Raw genomic sequence first — 16370 nt, 5'->3', positions numbered from 1 at the left:
GCCCCCATTGAAGCAGACGCGCTCCTCCCGGTGGACCTTCTCTCACTGCTTGGACGCACCCATGACACACGCGAGGGGGCGCCCACCGTCCTCTTGGGTTCTAGGAGTCGTTGCAACACCCCAGTTCAAGGGGTGCGATGGACTTCGAGATCCGTAAGGACCGGGAGAGGCCTCAGGGCAGGAAGAAGCTCGCCAGGGAGCGGGAGGCATACTCCCGGCTCATGCAGCAGGGTGTGAGCAACCGGGAAGCGTGCCGGATCGTCGGGATCGACCGCCGGACCGGCCAGAAGTGGCGCAACGGTCGTCAGGCATACGGTAACCGGAAGGCGCTGCCACCGATCAACGCGGTGGCAGCGCCCTGCGGGCCGTCCCGGTACCTGCGCGAGGAAGACCGCATTCACATCGCCGACCGGCTGCGGGAGAAGGCGACCGTGCGGGCGATAGCCGCGGAGCTGGGCCGCAGCCCGTCGACGGTCAGCCGGGAGATCCGCCGCAACCGTCACCCGACGGGCGGCCAGTACCGCCCGCACGCGGCCCAGGCCCGTGCCGATGCCCGCCGGCCCCGTCCGAAGCCCGGGAAGATCGGCCAGAACCCGCAGCTGCGCAACTTCATCCAGGACCACCTGGACCTACGGTGGAGCCCGGAGCAGATCTGTCAGGCTCTGCGGGCACGGTTTCCCCAGCGGCCGGAGATGCACGTGGTCCACGAGACGGTCTACCAGGCCCTCTACGTCCAGGGCCGGGGTGAGCTGCGCCGCGAACTGGCCCGCGCCCTGCGCACCGGACGCGCCCGGCGCAGACCTCGCCGCCAGGCCCAGCAGCGCCGGCCCCGGTTCGCCACCCCGATGGTCATGATCAGCGAGCGTCCGGCCGAAGCCGAGGACCGGGCGGTCCCCGGGCACTGGGAGGGCGATCTCATCATCGGCAAGGACGGAAAGTCGGCGATCGGTACCCTGGTCGAGCGGGCCACCCGCTACGTCATGCTCCTGCATCTGCCCGGCGACCACGGCGCCGAGAGCGTTCGCGACGCGCTGGTCACCACGGTCCGGACCCTGCCGTCCCACCTGCGACGGTCCCTGACGTGGGACCAGGGCTCGGAAATGGGCAGCCACGGCGCGTTCACCATCGCCACCGACGTCCCGGTCTACTTCTGCGATCCGGCCAGCCCCTGGCAGCGCGGCTCGAACGAGAACACCAACGGCCTGCTCCGGCAGTACTTCCCCAAGGGCACCGACCTCGCCGTCCACACCCGCGAGCACCTCGACGCCGTCGCCGCCGAGCTGAACGGCCGCCCACGCAAAACGCTCGGCCGGGAAACCCCAGCCGAGCGCCTGCATAAACTGCTCACCGCCTGATCAACACAACCACGTGTTGCGACGACACCTAGAAACCGCCCCTGGTGGGCGCCCCCTCGACGAGCCGTGGGGCGGGATCAGACCTGGCCGGCCTTCTCCAGCGCGGAGCAGCAGGTGTCGACGATCAGCCGGGTCACCACGTACGGGTCGACGTTGGCGTTCGGACGGCGGTCCTCGATGTAGCCCTTGCCGTCCTTCTCGACCTGCCACGGGATACGGACCGAGGCACCACGGTTCGAGACACCGTACGAGTACTCGTTCCACGGGGCGGTCTCGTGCAGACCGGTCAGACGGTCGTCGATGCCGGCGCCGTAGTTCTTGACGTGGTCGAGCGGCTTCGAGCCCTCACCCAGCGACTCGGCCGCGGTGATGATCGCGTCGTAGCCCTCGCGCATCGCCTTGGTGGAGAAGTTGGTGTGCGCACCGGCGCCGTTCCAGTCGCCCTTCACCGGCTTCGGGTCCAGGGTGGCGGCGACGCCGAAGTCCTCGGCGGTGCGGTAGAGCAGCCAGCGGGCCACCCACAGGTGGTCGGAGACCTCCAGCGGGGAGACCGGGCCGACCTGGAACTCCCACTGGCCGGGCATGACCTCGGCGTTGATGCCGGAGATGGCGAGACCCGCCTTGAGGCAGTTCTCCAAGTGCGCCTCGACGATGTCACGGCCGAAGATCTCGTCCGCGCCGACACCGCAGTAGTAGCCGCCCTGCGGGGCCGGGAAGCCACCCTTGGGGAAGCCGAGCGGGTAGCCGTCCTTGAAGAAGGTGTACTCCTGCTCGATGCCGAAGATCGGCTCCTGGGAGGCGAACTTCTCGGCGACCTCGGTGAGCGCGGCACGCGTGTTGGACTCGTGCGGCGTCATGTCGATGTTGAGGACCTCGCACAGGACGAGGATGTCGTCGCCGCCACGGATCGGGTCGGGACAGGAGAAGACCGGCTTGAGCACGCAGTCCGAGGCGTGGCCCTCGGCCTGGTTCGTGGAGGACCCGTCGAAGCCCCAGATCGGCAGCTCCGCACCCTTGGCGTCACCGGCCATTATCTTCGTCTTGGAACGGAGCTTGGCCGTCGGCTCGGTGCCGTCGATCCAGATGTACTCAGCCTTGAAGGTCACGGGCCACATCCTTCGGGGGTGGGTCTCTAGGCGCACTTGCGGGTGCTGCGGCGCTGCGGCACTGAAACGCCGCGCTTGTCGCCCGCGAGCCTGTCAACAGGCGATTTCCCGGCCATTGCTCGAATGTGAACCCCGTGTTACCTGGTGGTTCTGTGCTGCGATTCACGCTGTGAGGGTGCTTGCGGGGAGGGGTGCGGCAGAGTGAGAGGCCACAGAGCCGGTGACCGGCCCTGTGGGCACCCGCGGAACCGGACGGCGGGGCAGCTCGTATGCGATGGGAATGCGAGGGGAATGGAGGGGAATGCGAGGGGAATGACGACCCGGCGCGGGGATCACTCCCCCTCGGCCGCCGCCTCCCGCATCCCGCCCAGGAACCCCCGGATCGCGGCGAGTTCCCGCTCGTCGTACCCCTGAAGCAGGTCCACCGCCCGTCCGATCAGGGGACCGAAGAAGTCCCACCCGAGTTCCACGGCGCCCTCGCTCACCTCGATCACGACCTTCCGCCGGTCCCGCTCGCCGCGCACCCGCCGCACATGCCCGGCCCGCTCCAGCCGGTCGACCAGCGCGGTCGTCCCCGCCGAGTTCAGCCCGAGCACGGCCCCGAGCCGCCCGGCGGTCATCTCCTCACCCGCGCGCGAGGCGTCCATGAGGGCGATCAAGGCGCGGACGTCCGTCGGATGCATGGCGTTGCGGTTCGCGAAGCGCGCACTGTGCAGGCCCAGTTCGACGGTCACCGCCCGCAGCAGATGGACGATTTCCATCTCGGGTCCCTGGTTCGGCATGGCCTTCCTCCGGCTATCATCTCGCTCACCGAGTATCTCGCTGGGCGAGATAATAGGGGAGTGGTCACTCGTGGGCGTCCGAGGTGTGTACGACATCGACGGCTTCCGGGCCGCGTACGACAAGGTCATGGCCAAGTGGCCGGCCGGGCGGGAGGCGGTGAGCGTTCCCACGCCGTTCGGCACCACGTACGTCAACGTGTGCGGCCCCGCCGACGCGCCCCCGCTCGTCCTCCTGCCGGGCGGCGGGGGAGCGACCTCCGCGTCCTGGTACGCCCAGGCCGCCGACCTCACCCGCACCCGCCGTCTTTACGCCGTCGACCTGATCGGCGCCCCGGGCCGCAGCGAACCGGCCCCCGGCCGTCACCCCCGCACGGTCGCCGACCTGGCCGACTGGCTGGACGCCCTCCTCGACGGCCTCGGCATCGCGGAGGCCGACCTCGGTGGGCACTCGTACGGCGCCTGGATCGCCCTGCACTACGCCCTGCGCGCGCCCACCCGTGTGCGCCGCCTGTTCCTCCTGGACCCGACCCAGTGCTTCGCCGGGTTCAAGGCGGCGTACCTGCTGCACGCCCTGCCGATGCTGTTGCGGCCCACGCCGCGCCGCGTCCGCGCCTTCCTGGAGTGGGAGACCGGGGGAGCGGCCCTGGACCCGGACTGGCTCCGGCTCCAGGAGGCGGCCGCCGGCTTCCCCTCCGCCAAGCCGGTGACCGGCCCGCGCCCGGCCCCGGACGCGCTGCGCGGACTGGACGTGCCGGTCCTGCTGCTCCTGGCCGGGAACAGCAGGACTCATGACCAAGACACGTACGAGGTGGCGAAGCGGGCGGATGCGCTGCTGCCGCGGGTCGAGACAGACGTACTGCCCGGTGTGTCCCACCACGCGGTGCCGCAGACCGCACCCCCCGAACTGGCCCGCCACCTCAGCGATTTCCTCGATCTGTGAGCCTCACCCCACCTTCTCGATCACGGCCCGGCGGATCAGGAACTTGCCGGGCTCACGGACCTGTTCGAAGGCCGCGTTGTTGAGCAGCGCGCAACTGCCGGAGACCGAAGTGACCTCCACCGTCGTGGACTTGTCGTTGTCCAGGTTGGTGACCTTCAGCTTCGTACCGGCCGGGAACTGGTTGCTGGACGCGGCCGGGGCGCCGCCCTCGCCGGACAGGGTGACGGTCGAGCCGTCGCACACCTGCTCACCGGTGGCCGCGGGGGCGCTCGTCGGGGGCTGCGCGGCTTCGGCCGCCTGCGAGGGCTGCGCGGCCTGGGAGTCCTGAGCCGACTCCCCGACCACGCATCCGGACGCCTCCTGCTTGCGCTGGATCTCCGCGATGACCGCCTCGCGGTTGGCGATCCTGGCCTCGGACTGCGCGTCCGGAGCGGCCCGCTGACCGTCGATGAACTTCTGGTTGTTGCCGAGCGCGGTGGCGAGCCCCTGGCAGACGGCCGAGTCCGCCGCGGACTGCGGCCCCGCGGCGTTCGAGGTGCTCGCCATGACGAAGGCACCGCCTCCCGCGACCGCCGCCGCGCCGACCAGCAGCGCGGCCTTCTTTCTCGTGCCGAGTGTTCTCCTGCGCGACATGCGCGTCTCCTGAGAGGTCGGGGAGCGTACGCCGCTATGTACGAGATACCGAACGAAGTTACTCAGCGGTTACAGGAGTCAACGAAGTAACCTGCGTCACATATTGGTGTGGGGGTGTGAGGGATCGTCAGCTCTCAACTCGGGACGCTGCATCCCGAACGGCTTCGTCGGTGCGGCCCACCACCGCCGTACCGTCGTCCGCCGTGATGATCGGCCGCTGGATCAGCTTCGGATGTTCGGCGAGGGCCTTGACCCAGCGGTCGCGCGAGGATTCGTCCCGCGGCCACTCCTTCACTCCGAGCTCCTTGGCGACGGCCTCCTGGGTGCGGGTGATGTCCCACGGTTCGAGACCAAGCCGCTCCAGCACGTCCCGGATCTCGTCCTCGCTCGGTACGTCCTCCAGATAGCGGCGGACGGTGTAGTCCGCGCCCTCGGCGTCGAGGAGTTCGATCGCGCTGCGGCACTTCGAGCAGGCCGGATTGATCCAGATTTCCATGCCGCCAACGGTACGCGAAAACCCGTCCTCCACCTGCGTCACAGTACCCCCGAAAGCCCTTGTGGCCAGGGGCGATTGTCAGTGCCGGGCAGTAGAATAGAAGCAGTGTTCGAGGGTGTCGCCGGGGTCGCCGAAGTCCCCGGGCCGGCGCCCTGACCGCGACAGGAGGATGCCTGTGCCCGCTGCCGCTCTGAAGTCGAAGCCGTTGCCCACCCAGTCCACCGCGAAGCGCCCCGTCCTGCTCGACATGCCGTACGCGCCCATGGAGAAGCGGCCGCTGCCGCCGGGGCGGCCGCGTGAGTGGTACGTCACTCACAACCGCCGCCTCAAGGCGATGCGCCTCGCGATCGCCCTGCTCGACTCGGGCGTGTACGTGCCCAACCAGGCCCGCAACGAGACGATCCGGAGCACGGCGGAGATGATCGGCGTCCACCCGCCGTCGGACACGACGTGCCACATGGTGCGGGCGTTCATGCGTTACTCGCGCTGAGCCGGTTGTGCCGGGTGCCCTGTGTTTCGGGGTGCCCGGCACTTTCGGAACTCGCGTTGTGAGTCCGGAGGTACGGCCATAAGGTCACCGGCATGTCCTTACGTCTTCGTATGCGTCAAGCACTGCCGGAAGCGATGCGCGCCCGTGACAAGGCCGCGGTGAGCGCACTGTGCGCAACGCTTGCCGCCCTGGACAACGCTGAGGCGGTGCCGGTGGACGACGCCGACCTCCGCGGCTTGGCCCTCGAGCAGTCGCCGGTCGGTGTCGGCGTCACCGAAGCGGCGCGGCGTGAGCTGAGCGAGCGTCATGTGGTCGATGTCGTACGCGCCGAGGCCGCCGAGCGACTGGAGGCGGCGGCGCGGTTGACCGCGCATGCCGACCGCGCCGCTCGGCTCCGTGCGGAGGCCGCCGTGCTGCTTCGGCTCCTCGACGGTCCCGGCACCGCATAGGACACGGCGTCGGCGTCGCATAGGACACGGTGTCGCATAGGACGCGGTGTCGCCTCACTCCTCGCAGCACGCGCTACGTACGCAATGCGTACGGGAAATATGCGCTGTCCGTACGCTTAAGGGGCTAGGGTGTGGGCAGGAGGTGTCGAATGTCCGAGTTGTTCGACGCGGTCGACGCGTTGGTCGCATCCCGGTCCCCGCTGCCGCCGCCGGTGGAACGCAAGCGGCTGCGACAGGCGCACGGCCTGACGCTGGACGAGGTGTCCGCGGCGCTGAAGGTCCGCCGCGCCACGGTCAGTGGCTGGGAGTCCGGCAAGACGGAGCCGCGGCCGCCGGAGCGTGACGCGTACGCGCGGCTGCTGAACAAGCTCGCGGAGCTCTATCCCGCCGACCCCAACGCCGGCGCGCCCGGGCAGGACACGGCGGCGCCCGAGACCTCCACCGGCGCGCCCGCCCCGGCGACGCAAGCGCGGACATCGTCCGCGGCCCCGGCGCCCGAGGCAGCGGCCGTGACCGCTGCCGAGAACATCCGCCCCCACCCCGCCACCACGGCCCCGACCGCCGCGTCGCGCCGCCCGGGTGCGAAGAAGGCCGCTCCCGCCAACACCCCGGCAGACGGCGCCGACCCGCGTTTCGGGAACGGGCCGCTCGCGGTCGTCGACGTCGCGGACGGCCAGGTCCTCGCGTACTGCGTCGGCGGCCTGGTCCTGGACGTACCCGCCAAGTCCCTCCCGTCCCTGGTCGACTGGACCCTCAAGGAGGCGAGGCTGGGGCAGCCGAAGCTGTCCGGGCCGGGCAAGGACGCCGACCCGCTGCTCGTACTCACCGAATCCGCGCTGGAGCGCTACGGTCTGCCGGTCGCCCTCACCGAGGAGGAGCGGCTTGCCGGGCGGATCCCGGAGGGCCACAAGGTCATCAAGCAACTGGCGCGCGCGGAGTGGAAGCTGACGAAGCGCGGGTTCGGACCGTGGGCGCGGATCTACCGCCCGGCGCAGGGCTCGGAGCGGAACTGCGTGCAGCTGTGTATCCCGTCATGGCACGCGCTCGACACCCGCCACTGGGGCGAGGCCGGGCAGCTTCCGCCGGCGGAACTCGCCCGGCTCCTGGGCACGTACGCGTCCCGGGTGATGACGCCGCGCGGCTCCACCGCCGTCACGGGCCTGGAGCTGATGACCGCGCTGCACCCGCCGACCCGCGCCTCCGAGCCCGACGCCGACGGCAAACGGCACTCCGAGCACAACCCCGGCAGCCTGGGCAAGGACCCGGTGGACTGCGCGCCGTGTGAGGCGCCCGACGGGCATCCGCTGCTGAAGAACCTGCCGCGCTTCCACATCCGCGGCCCGGCGGAGAAGCTGTTCGAGGAGGCGTACGACTGGGCGCGTCCGCTCACCGACGCCGAATGCCTGCGCCGGAACCTGGTGGGCATCGACGTGAACATGGCCTTCGCCGCCGGAGCGAACGGCCTGGTCGTCGGCCTCGGCAAGCCGACGCCCATCAAGCAGCCGGTGTTCGACCCGAAGCTGCCCGGCTCGTGGCTGGTCGACCTCTCCCACGTCGACCTGTCGCGGGTGAAGGTCGGCAAGGAGTGGGCGGAGTTGGACAGCGAGCTGTTGCCCAGTCCGTTCACACCGAAGGGCGAGCGGCCCGAGGGGCCGGCCTGGTACGCGACGCCGACCGTCGCCTACGCGGTGGAGCTCGGGTACGAAGTGCGCCCGGTTCAGGCGTGGGTGCGCTACGACAACGGCCGCTACCTGGACGCCTGGTACAACCGCCTGCGCGACGCGTACATCGCCACCATGGCCGACCTCGGGGTGCCCGCCGACCTGTCGCCGGAGGACTTCCTGAAGGCGATGGACGGCTACCGGCAGCGCGACCCGGAACTGGCGATCGTGGTGTCCGCGATCAAGGCGACCGTCAAGGGGGGCCTCGGCAAGCTGCGCGAGCGGCCACGGGGCGAGGGCTGGCGGCCCGGCGAGCCGTGGCGGGCGCTGGCCCGGCCGACGTGGCGCCCGGACATCCGCGCCGCCGTCATCTCCCGCACGCGGGTCAACATGCACCGCAAGATCCTCAAGCACGCCGCCTTCACCGGCCAGTACCCGGTCGCGATCCTCTCCGACTGCGCCGTGTACGCGGTCGACGGCGAATCGCCGCTGGACTTCCTGCCCTACCGGGACGGCAAGCCGCTGCCGGGCGGCTTCAAACTCGGCGTGAACCCGGGCCTGGTCAAGTGGGAGGGCACCCAGAGCGTGCTGTGGGGCGAGGGCGTCCGCGAGCAGTTCGACGCACCGGAGCTCAACCTCGCCCGGTACATCAAGGACGGCACCGTCACCGACCAGGACAGCGGGGAGTAGCCAGGCGATGAGCATGTTCGGGGACGGCCTGGAACAGGCGGTGCAGAAGGCGTTCACCCGCCCGATCCCGAAGTCGGCCGGCGCGCGGATGAGGTACCTGGTCAAGCAGCTCAAGGGCACCAGGGCCGTCGCCCAGATGCTGCGGATCTCCCAGCGCACCGTCGAGCGGTACGTGAGGGACCAGATCAAGAAGCCGCGCCCGGACCTCGCCGCCCGCATGGAAGCCGAGGTGAAGAAGCGGTGGCAGCCGCAGATCCGCGCCAAGGCCAAGGAACGGGCGGCGACCACCGGCGGCATCGTCATCGACACCCGCGCCCGCATCGGCTACACCGCCCCGATCGGCTCCACCGATGAGGACCGCCTCCGGCACCTGACGGTCGCGCTGCCGCCGCAGTACGCCGCCCGCCTCTTCGACGCCCAGGAGCAGGGCGCCACCGACCAGCGGCTGCGGGAGATCGCCGCCGAAGCACTCAAGGAGGTCTACTTCCAGGACGGCGGCCGCCGCGCCGGCCAACTGGAGGAGGTCCGCTTCACCGACATCGAGCACCTCGACTTCGACCTGTAGGTACTGGTCCGCCGCCTCCCCGGGAAAAACAAGATGCACCCGGAGTGACCGCCTCCCTACGCTGGACAAGCGTTGCGGAGTCAGCCACACCGCTTCCCGCAGGATCGGCACCGCCCTGCGGACCGGGGGCTACTCTCTACGCACCGTCGGCCGGACGCCCTCCCCAAGCGCCCGCCAGGACACCGCACCGATCACCGCTCGGACCAACCCACGCCCACGGAGGCCCGTCATGGGCACCATCGTCATATCCGGGACCGTCGTCCTGGTCGTTCTGGGATTCGGAAACCACGTCTGGTGGCTCGCCGCCGTCGCCGTGCTCTTCCTGTACGTGCAGTACGGGCGCGGCGCGTCCTCGACGTCCTCCTCGGGAGGAGCATCGTCGGGTGGAGCCTCGGGGCCCGTGCCCGGCGACTACCGCGCGTACCGCGACCGCCGTGACCGGCAGGCCAAGTGGGAGCGCCGCTACCGCCGCGAGCGCCCCTTCGAGTCCCGTCGGCAGGCCCGCGAGAAGGGCAAGTGAGACCTGTAGGGCCGGCCCTCGACCCGTAGGGCCGCCCCTCGTCACAGACCGGGGGCGCCCCACACCGGGAACCAGCGGTTGAGGTCCTGCTCGATGCGCAGGTCGTTCGCGAGCGCCGCCTTCACCCTCAGTTCCAGCGCGTTGTCGCGCCGCTGCGCCTCGCCGGGCAGCGGCGCGAACGGGTAGAAGGAGCCGCGCTTGTAGAGGTAGACCAGCGCGAGCCGACGGCCTTCCGGGTCCGTGAAGCCGGCCAGTGAGCACAGCAGTTGCGGGCCGAAGCCGTTGACCTCCATCGAACTGTTCACCGCGTGCAGGTCGTTGACCAGGAGCGGCAGTTGGTCGGGTGTGCGCTCCGACACCAGCCACGAGTACCCGTAGGCGTCCCGCCGCAGCTCCACCGGAGGTCCTTCGCGGTCGATGTCCGCGTCCAGCAGGGCCTGGACCTCGCGGTGCGTCTGTTCGAAGGCGGCGCCCTCGACCGTGGCGAAGCACACCGCGCCCCGCCCGGTCGGGGTGAAGGAGGCGGCCGCCTCCAGGGTCACCGCCGCCGACGGCAGCGCGAAGAGCTGGTCGAGGTCGGGCGCGACCGGTTTCGTCCGCCCGAGCAGGATGTCCAGCAGCCCCATGCTCAGTCCGCCCTCCCCGGGGTGGCCGCCTCGCCCAGCTCGCCGGAGATGCGCCCGAGCTGTTCCAGCCGCTGCTCCAGGCTCGGGTGGGTCGAGAAGAGGTGCGCGATGCCCGGCTCGGAGCCCAGCGCCGGGGTGAAGTAGAAGGCGTTGAAGGCCTGCGCGGTCCGCAGGTCCTTGGTCGGGATCCGGGCGATGTCGCCCGAGACCTTGGTCAGCGCGGACGCCAGTGCCGAGGGACGGCCGGTGAGCAGCGCCGCCGCCCGGTCAGCCGCCAGCTCCCGGTACCGGGACAGGGCCCGGATCAGCAGGAAGCTGATCGCGTACACGGCCGCCGACACGCCCATCACGGCGGCGAAGACGACGGCGGTGTTCTGGTCCCGCCGCCCGCCGCCGAACAGCTGCGAGTAGAAGGCGAACCGCACGATCAGCCCCGCGATCACGCCCAGGAAGGACGCGATCGTGATCACGGCGACGTCCTTGTGCGCCACGTGCGACAGCTCGTGCGCGAGCACGCCCTCCAGCTCCGCGGGGTCCAGCCGCCGTAGCAGACCGGTGGTCACGCAGACGACGGCGTTGTCGGGATTCCGGCCGGTCGCGAACGCGTTCGGCATGTCCATCTCCGACACGGCGACCACCGGCTTGGGCATGTCGGCGATCGCGCACAGCCGGTCGACCACCGCGTGCAGCTCGGGATACTCCTCGCGCTCCACCACGCGCCCGCGCATCGCGAACAGCGCGATCCGGTCGGAGAACCAGTACTGCGCGCCGAGCATCGCCGCCGCGATCACGACGACCAGCACCCACGACTTCAGCAACACGATCAACGCGGCCATGAAGGCCACGTACAGGAGTCCGAGCAGGAACAGCGTGACCGTCATGCGCACGGTCAGGCCGCGATCGCTTCGGAAGCGGCTCTGCATCTTGCATCACCCCGCAGTCAGGCACTCGCCCCACTGCCCAGTGTGCACCCGTCCCTTCCCATGAGGCGGTCGCGATCAGCCCTAGGACCAGCAAAGACTCACGGTTGCAGCGGCTCTAGTACGGGGAGCGGAAGTTCGCGTACCCCAGCAGCAGGATGATCGCCGCCACGCTGCCGAGCACGATGGCCGTCGATATCCACGACGACCGGCGCGGCTTCACCGGGTCGGGGTCGGCGCGGAAGGGTTGCGGCGCGGGCGGGTTCTCCTTCCAGCGCGCGGCCAGCATCCGGGCCCGCGCGGAGGGCTCCTTGTGCTCGGCCTTGTCGGCCCACTTGAGGTCGAACTCCCGCTCAGCGTCGTCCTGTTCGGACATTCCCGTAACCCCCGCCATCAGTGTCGAACAGCAGTACCAGAATACGACGGCGCCCCCGCCCTGAGAAACAGGAACGGGGGCGCCGGACTGGGCTCACGCGTGACTCACGCGTCGGTCACGCGTGGTCCGATCACACGTCGAAGTAGAGCTCGAACTCGTGCGGGTGCGGACGCAGCTGCAGCGGCGCGATCTCGTTCGTGCGCTTGTAGTCGATCCACGTCTCGATCAGGTCCGGCGTGAAGACGTCGCCCTGGAGGAGGAACTCGTGGTCGGCCTCGAGGGAGTCGAGGACGGCCGGGAGGGAGGTCGGGACCTGCGGGACGCCCGCGTGCTCCTCGGGAGCCAGCTCGTACAGGTCCTTGTCGATCGGCTCGGCCGGCTCGATCTTGTTCTTGATGCCGTCCAGGCCGGCCAGCATCAGCGCCGAGAAGGCCAGGTACGGGTTGCCGGACGAGTCCGGGGCACGGAACTCGACGCGCTTGGCCTTCGGGTTCGAGCCGGTGATCGGGATACGCATCGCGGCGGAGCGGTTGCGCTGCGAGTACACCAGGTTCACCGGCGCCTCGAAGCCCGGCACCAGGCGGTGGTACGAGTTCACCGTCGGGTTGGTGAAGGCCAGCAGCGACGGGGCGTGCTTGAGGATGCCGCCGATGTAGAAGCGGGCGGTGTCCGACAGGCCGGCGTAGCCCTGCTCGTCGTAGAAGAGCGGCTCGCCGTTCGCCCACAGCGACTGGTGGACGTGCATGCCCGAGCCGTTGTCACCGAAGATCGGCTTCGGCATGAAGGTCGCGGTCTTGCCGTTGCGCCAGGCGACGTTCTTCACGATGTACTTGAAGAGCTGCAGGTCGTCGGCGGCGTGCAGCAGCGTGTTGAACTTGTAGTTGATCTCGGCCTGGCCGGCGGTGCCCACCTCGTGGTGCTGGCGCTCGACCTGGAGGCCGGCCTTGCCCAGCTCCAGGGAGATCTCGGCGCGCAGGTCGGCGAAGTGGTCGACCGGCGGGACCGGGAAGTAGCCGCCCTTGTAGCGGACCTTGTAACCGCGGTTGTCCTCCAGCGCACCGGTGTTCCAGGCGCCCGCCTCGGAGTCGATGTGGTAGAAGGACTCGTTCGACGTGGTGGCGAAGCGCACGCTGTCGAACACGTAGAACTCGGCCTCGGGGCCGAAGTACGCGGTGTCGGCGATCCCGGTGGAGGCGAGGTAGGCCTCGGCCTTCTTCGCCACGTTGCGCGGGTCACGGCTGTACTGCTCGCCGGTGATCGGGTCGTGGATGAAGAAGTTGATGTTCAGCGTCTTGTCGCGGCGGAAGGGGTCGACCCGGGCGGTCGACAGGTCCGCGCGCAGCGCCATGTCGGACTCGTGAATGGCCTGGAATCCACGGATCGAGGATCCGTCGAAGGCGAGCTCGTCGTCCGGGTCGAACGCCTCGACGGGCACCGTGAAGTGCTGCATGACGCCCGGCAGGTCGCAGAAGCGGACGTCGATGAACTTGACGTCCTCGTCCGCGATGAACTTCTTGGCCTCGTCGGCGTTCTGGAACATCCAGCTCCTCCTACTCCCGGCCGTTCCTTGCCGGGGTGGTAGTTCGTTCGTGCGGCCAGTGCGGTGGCACACGCTGACCTCGACCCTAGGGACGGGTGATTTCTCAAGCGTGACCCATTTGTTTCGTGCACGTTAACCGGACATCGTACTGCGCACCCCACCTGTCCGTATCGCGAAACGGGCGCAGTACCGTGGACGCGTGGACAAGAGGGAAGCAATCGGATCGTGGCTCTCGGGCCCCCGCGCGGCGGCCGAGGAAGCGGGTGTGGACTTCGGATACCGGGGCGAGCAGCTCGGCCTGCCGGAGGACGGGCCGGGTTCGATCGCCCGCCCGGGACGGCGCCTCGGCGCACTGGCCGTGGACTGGGGAATGAGCGCTCTGATTGCATCCCAATTGATCACTCAGAGCTATGACCAGACGTCGTCCAACTGGGCGCTGCTGATCTTCTTCGTGATGAGCGTCCTGACGCTCGGCACGATCGGCTTCACCCCCGGCAAGCGCCTCTTCGGCCTGCGCGTGGCCGCCCTGGACACCGGCACGGTCAACCCCCTGCGCGCCCTGCTGCGCACGGTCCTGTTGTGCCTCGCGCTCCCGGCGCTGATCTGGGACCGCGACGGCCGGGGCCTGCACGACCGGCTGGCTCGCACCGTGGAAGTGCGCATCTAAGGGGCTCTACGACGAATCTAAGGGGCTCTACGACGAATCTAAGGGGCTCTACGACGAAGGGGGCGCCCGGGTGTCGACCGGGCGCCCCCTTCGTCGTAGAGCGGAGTCAGCGGGCCTTCGGTCCGCCCTTCGGCAGCTTCATGCCCTTCGGCATCGGCCCCTTCGGCAGCGGCATGTTGCTCATCAGGTCGCCCATGGCCCGCAGCCGGTCATTGGTGGCGGTCACCTGCGGACCGGTCAGCACGCGCGGCAGCTTCAGCATGGTCGTGCGCAGCTTCTTCAGCTCGACCTGTCCCTCGCCCGTGCCGACGACCAGATCGTGCACCGGCACGTCCGCGACGATCCGGTTCATCTTCCGCTTCTCGGCGGCCAGCAGGCTCTTCACGCGGTTCGGGTTGCCCTCGGCGACCAGGACGATGCCTGCTTTGCCGACGGCCCGGTGCACCACGTCCTGACTGCGGTTCATCGCCACCGCGGGGGTCGTGGTCCACCCCCGGCCGACATTGTCGAGTACCGCCGCGGCCGCGCCCGGCTGGCCCTCCATCTGCCCGAAGGCCGCTCGCTCGGCCCGGCGCCCGAACACGATCGCCGACGCGAGGAAGGCGAGCAGGAGGCCCAGAATGCCGAGATAGATGGGGTGACCGATCAAGAAACCGATCGCGAGGAAGACACCGAAGGTGACGATTCCGACTGCCGCGAGTACAAGACCGATCTTCTTGTCGGCCCTGCGGGTCATCTTGTAGGTCAGGGCGATCTGCTTCAGTCGCCCGGGGTTAGCAGCGTCCGCTGCAGTTTCCTTCCTCGCCATGCGACGAAGTCTACGTGGCCCCGGGAGCGCGGACGACGGCAGTGCCCGCCGGGGAAGGGGAGGGCGGGATTCAGGAGGGGGTGGCGAAGGTCTGCTCGAGCACGCGCTGGGCCTCGACCCTGTCCTTGGCGCGGCGGCGGTCCTCCAGTACGGACGTCCAGGCGTTGCGGCGGGCCGTGCGCTGACCGCTGCTCATGAGCAGGGACTCGACGGCACGGAGTGCGTCGGTGACGGACGGAATGGCTGTGGCGCGAACGGGCGCGGCCTGCATGATGGAGGTCCCCCCTCGATACCGCTTTGGGTATGGGTGTACGTGGCGTGATTTCAGGGTCACTGATTGGTGTTACCAGGGCATGACCGACCGGTCAAACACCAATGAAGCCTTGATGCGGCGCCCCCCAAAACGGACGCGGCCCTGACGTACGCCCTCATCTGCGAGGACGGTCAGGGCCGCGTCGTATCGGCCGCTACCGGCGAGTAGTTTCTTGTGCGCGAATTCACACGCTTGCGTCGCTCCCCGCTGGGCGAGGAGGGCGACGGTTTGTCAGGCAGGTCACACGGCCTGCGAGGCCACATAGGAGTCGCGCTTCTCCACGGCCATCTGGTACAGCCGCCCGGCGCGGTACGAGGACCGGACCAGCGGGCCGGACATCACGCCCGAGAAACCGATCTCCTCGGCCTCCTGCTTAAGCTCCACGAACTCGTGCGGCTTCACCCAGCGCTCCACGGGGTGGTGGCGCACGCTCGGGCGGAGGTACTGCGTGATGGTGACCAGCTCGCAGCCGGCGTCGTGCAGCTGCCGGAGCGCCTCGCTGATCTCCTCGCGGGTCTCGCCCATGCCGAGGATCAGATTGGACTTGGTGACCAGGCCGTAGTCGCGGGCCTCGGTGATGACCTTCAGCGAGCGGTCGTAGCGGAAGCCGGGGCGGATGCGCTTGAAGATCCGGGGGACCGTCTCGACGTTGTGCGCGAAGACCTCGGGGCGGGAGGCGAAGACCTCTTCGAGCAGATCCGGTACGGCGTTGAAGTCCGGGGCGAGGAGCTCGACCTTGGTGCGCCCGGCCTCGCGGCCGGCGGTCTGCTCGTGGATCTGCCGGACCGTCTCGGCGTACAGCCAGGCGCCGCCGTCCGGGAGGTCGTCGCGCGCGACACCGGTGATGGTGGCGTAGTTCAGGTCCATCGTGACCACGGACTCGCCCACGCGCCGGGGCTCGTCCCGGTCCAGCGCCTCGGGCTTGCCGGTGTCGATCTGGCAGAAGTCGCAGCGCCGCGTGCACTGGTCGCCGCCGATGAGGAACGTGGCCTCGCGGTCTTCCCAGCACTCGTAGATGTTGGGACAGCCGGCTTCCTGGCAGACGGTGTGCAGGCCCTCGCTCTTCACGAGGTTCTGCATCTTCGTGTACTCGGGACCCATTTTCGCCCGGGTCTTGATCCACTCGGGCTTGCGCTCGATGGGGGTCTGACTGTTACGGACCTCCAGGCGCAGCATCTTGCGTCCGTCGGGTGCGACTGCGGACACGTCGGCTCCCTGTAGCTTCGATTCTTCGGCGTACACCAGGGTACGCCCGTGCGTTTTCGGTCCCCGGGGTGGGCAACCTTGCGGAACCGTGGGCCATTCCCGCGCCCGGCGTCGGCGTGGGCGTTCGCTGGGGGCTCCGCCCCCAGACCCCCGGGCCTTTGCCCACCCACCACCCGTCTCGGTTGGTCGAGAGGCGCACCACATCCACCCCGTCGGGCGTGCAGTGA

19 protein-coding genes are annotated in these 16370 nt (G+C 69.5%); 8 read left to right on the top strand and 11 right to left on the bottom strand.

What is annotated here, in order from left to right:
* Positions 1-137 precede the first annotated feature (137 nt).
* Positions 138-1355: an IS30 family transposase gene (locus tag Q4V64_RS13710; RefSeq protein WP_348540796.1), complete on the top strand. Its 1218-nt coding sequence runs from the start codon at positions 138-140 to the stop codon at positions 1353-1355.
* Positions 1356-1432: 77 nt separating this feature from the next.
* Here the strand turns inward: Q4V64_RS13710 and glnII are convergent, their stop codons facing one another.
* Both glnII and Q4V64_RS13700 read right to left on the bottom strand, forming a co-directional pair.
* Positions 1433-2461 (bottom strand): glutamine synthetase, encoded by a 1029-nt coding sequence (gene glnII / locus Q4V64_RS13705; RefSeq protein WP_124442852.1) that lies wholly within the window; start codon positions 2459-2461, stop codon positions 1433-1435.
* Between the two features lie 332 nt (positions 2462-2793).
* Positions 2794-3243 carry a MarR family transcriptional regulator gene (locus Q4V64_RS13700; protein WP_124442853.1) on the bottom strand — a complete coding sequence of 150 codons (450 nt, stop codon included), beginning with the start codon at positions 3241-3243 and terminating at the stop codon, positions 2794-2796.
* A gap of 127 nt (positions 3244-3370) precedes the next feature.
* On the opposite strand from Q4V64_RS13700, the gene Q4V64_RS13695 reads away from it, so the two are divergent.
* The gene (locus tag Q4V64_RS13695) at positions 3371-4183 is read left to right on the top strand and encodes an alpha/beta fold hydrolase (RefSeq protein WP_253267237.1); all 813 of its coding nucleotides are present in this window, start codon (positions 3371-3373) and stop codon (positions 4181-4183) included.
* A gap of 3 nt (positions 4184-4186) precedes the next feature.
* Here the strand turns inward: Q4V64_RS13695 and Q4V64_RS13690 are convergent, their stop codons facing one another.
* On the bottom strand, positions 4187-4816 hold the full coding sequence (locus Q4V64_RS13690) for a hypothetical protein (RefSeq protein ID WP_124442855.1): 630 nt from the start codon (positions 4814-4816) through the stop codon (positions 4187-4189).
* Positions 4817-4943: 127 nt separating this feature from the next.
* Positions 4944-5312: an arsenate reductase family protein gene (locus Q4V64_RS13685; protein WP_124442856.1), complete on the bottom strand. Its 369-nt coding sequence runs from the start codon at positions 5310-5312 to the stop codon at positions 4944-4946.
* A gap of 175 nt (positions 5313-5487) precedes the next feature.
* On the opposite strand from Q4V64_RS13685, the gene Q4V64_RS13680 reads away from it, so the two are divergent.
* The 5 genes from Q4V64_RS13680 (at position 5488) to Q4V64_RS13660 (ending at position 9687) form a co-directional block, all read left to right on the top strand.
* Positions 5488-5802 carry a hypothetical protein gene (locus Q4V64_RS13680; RefSeq protein ID WP_124442857.1) on the top strand — a complete coding sequence of 105 codons (315 nt, stop codon included), beginning with the start codon at positions 5488-5490 and terminating at the stop codon, positions 5800-5802.
* A 134-nt stretch (positions 5803-5936) separates the two neighbouring features.
* Positions 5937-6251 carry a hypothetical protein gene (locus tag Q4V64_RS13675; RefSeq protein ID WP_124442943.1) on the top strand — a complete coding sequence of 105 codons (315 nt, stop codon included), beginning with the start codon at positions 5937-5939 and terminating at the stop codon, positions 6249-6251.
* 149 nt (positions 6252-6400) lie between these two features.
* Positions 6401-8602 (top strand): helix-turn-helix transcriptional regulator, encoded by a 2202-nt coding sequence (locus Q4V64_RS13670; protein ID WP_124442858.1) that lies wholly within the window; start codon positions 6401-6403, stop codon positions 8600-8602.
* 7 nt (positions 8603-8609) lie between these two features.
* Positions 8610-9167, top strand: a complete 558-nt coding sequence (locus Q4V64_RS13665; RefSeq protein WP_124442859.1) for an XRE family transcriptional regulator — start codon at positions 8610-8612, stop codon at positions 9165-9167.
* A 229-nt stretch (positions 9168-9396) separates the two neighbouring features.
* Positions 9397-9687 (top strand): hypothetical protein, encoded by a 291-nt coding sequence (locus Q4V64_RS13660; protein ID WP_124442860.1) that lies wholly within the window; start codon positions 9397-9399, stop codon positions 9685-9687.
* 41 nt (positions 9688-9728) lie between these two features.
* On the opposite strand, the gene Q4V64_RS13655 is transcribed toward Q4V64_RS13660, so the two are convergent.
* The 4 genes from Q4V64_RS13655 to glnA form a co-directional block, all read right to left on the bottom strand.
* A complete protein-coding gene (locus Q4V64_RS13655) occupies positions 9729-10313 on the bottom strand; it encodes a hypothetical protein (protein WP_124442861.1) in 585 nt (194 codons plus the stop codon).
* A gap of 2 nt (positions 10314-10315) precedes the next feature.
* Positions 10316-11236 carry a zinc metalloprotease HtpX gene (gene htpX / locus Q4V64_RS13650; RefSeq protein ID WP_124442862.1) on the bottom strand — a complete coding sequence of 307 codons (921 nt, stop codon included), beginning with the start codon at positions 11234-11236 and terminating at the stop codon, positions 10316-10318.
* 115 nt (positions 11237-11351) lie between these two features.
* Positions 11352-11609 carry a hypothetical protein gene (locus Q4V64_RS13645; RefSeq protein ID WP_124442863.1) on the bottom strand — a complete coding sequence of 86 codons (258 nt, stop codon included), beginning with the start codon at positions 11607-11609 and terminating at the stop codon, positions 11352-11354.
* Positions 11610-11739: 130 nt separating this feature from the next.
* On the bottom strand, positions 11740-13149 hold the full coding sequence (gene glnA / locus Q4V64_RS13640) for a type I glutamate--ammonia ligase (RefSeq protein ID WP_124442864.1): 1410 nt from the start codon (positions 13147-13149) through the stop codon (positions 11740-11742).
* A gap of 199 nt (positions 13150-13348) precedes the next feature.
* Here glnA and Q4V64_RS13635 point away from each other — a divergent pair, with 199 nt between their 5' ends.
* Positions 13349-13816 carry an RDD family protein gene (locus Q4V64_RS13635; RefSeq protein WP_124442865.1) on the top strand — a complete coding sequence of 156 codons (468 nt, stop codon included), beginning with the start codon at positions 13349-13351 and terminating at the stop codon, positions 13814-13816.
* Between the two features lie 106 nt (positions 13817-13922).
* Here the strand turns inward: Q4V64_RS13635 and Q4V64_RS13630 are convergent, their stop codons facing one another.
* From Q4V64_RS13630 to lipA, 3 genes are all read right to left on the bottom strand, one after another.
* Positions 13923-14624 (bottom strand): DUF4191 domain-containing protein, encoded by a 702-nt coding sequence (locus Q4V64_RS13630; RefSeq protein ID WP_124442866.1) that lies wholly within the window; start codon positions 14622-14624, stop codon positions 13923-13925.
* 70 nt (positions 14625-14694) lie between these two features.
* A complete protein-coding gene (locus tag Q4V64_RS13625; protein ID WP_124442867.1) occupies positions 14695-14895 on the bottom strand; it encodes a hypothetical protein in 201 nt (66 codons plus the stop codon).
* A 282-nt stretch (positions 14896-15177) separates the two neighbouring features.
* Positions 15178-16143, bottom strand: a complete 966-nt coding sequence (gene lipA / locus Q4V64_RS13620; protein ID WP_124442868.1) for a lipoyl synthase — start codon at positions 16141-16143, stop codon at positions 15178-15180.
* Between the last annotated feature and the right edge of the window lie 227 nt (positions 16144-16370).

The sequence above is a fragment of the Streptomyces sp. NL15-2K genome, assembly GCF_030551255.1.
In the GTDB taxonomy this organism is placed as follows: Bacteria; Actinomycetota; Actinomycetes; order Streptomycetales; family Streptomycetaceae; genus Streptomyces.
The sequence above is the reverse complement of the archived record's forward strand: the minus strand, read 5'-3'. Positions and strand labels throughout refer to the sequence as shown.